This is a genomic window from Streptomyces sp. WZ.A104 (assembly GCF_002382885.1).
Classification (GTDB): Bacteria; Actinomycetota; Actinomycetes; order Streptomycetales; family Streptomycetaceae; genus Streptomyces.
This window is the reverse complement of record NZ_NWVL01000179.1, coordinates 1-877: the sequence shown is the minus strand read 5'-3', so window position 1 is coordinate 877 and position 877 is coordinate 1. Positions and strand designations below refer to the sequence as shown.

Sequence of the window (877 nt, the reverse complement as noted above, 5' to 3'; positions counted from 1 at the left end):
CGGTTCTTCTGCGGCGTTCGGTCGAAACGGTCACCACGGTGCTGGCTCTGGCCAAGGTCGGAGCCGTTCATGTGCCGCTGGACGACCGTTATCCGGCCGAGCGCATCCGCCACGTCCTCGCCGACACCGGCGCCCGTCTGCTGGTCACCGACGACCTGTCGGACCATCGGCCAGGCGCTGAGGCATGTGAGCTGATCCGGCCGCCCGTGCCGGGCCGACCCGAGGCCGGCCCCGGTGGACCCGAGGTCAGCGTCCATCCCGACGCTGCGGTGTATGTGATGTATACGTCGGGTTCGACGGGTGTTCCCAAGGGTGTTGTGGTCAGTCACCGCAACGTCGCCGCTCTGGCGCTGGATCCGCGTTTCGACGGCGGGGCTCATGAGCGTGTGCTGCTGCACTCGCCGACGGCGTTCGACGCTTCGACGTATGAGCTGTGGGTTCCTCTTCTCAACGGGGGGACTGTTGTGGTCGCTCCCGCGGGTGACCTTGACGTCCCCACGCTTCAGCAGGTGATCGCGGGGCAGCGGGTGACGGCGCTGTGGCTGACCAGTTCGCTGTTCGACGTGGTCGTCGAGCATGCTCCTGAGTGTCTGGCCTCGGTGCGTCAGGTGTGGACCGGTGGCGAGGCCGTCTCCGCGGTCTCTGTGCGGCGGGTCCAGGAGGTGTGCCCGTCGGTGACGGTCGTGGACGGGTACGGGCCGACCGAGACCACTACCTTCGCCACCTGCCATCCTGTCACCCGCCCCTACACCGGGGGCCCGGTCGTGCCCATCGGCCGCCCGATGGCCAACATGCGTACCTACGTCCTGGACGGGGGACTGCAACCGGTCGTACCGGGCGTGATCGGTGAACTCCACATCGGGGGCGCGGGCCTGGC

Annotated in this window: 1 protein-coding gene; it reads left to right on the top strand. The window is 68.5% G+C overall.

Going from position 1 to position 877, the window contains the following annotated elements; all coding sequences use genetic code 11:
• Positions 1-877 (top strand): AMP-binding protein (locus CIB93_RS37010; protein WP_143660150.1); only part of this gene is annotated, 877 nt, incomplete at both ends.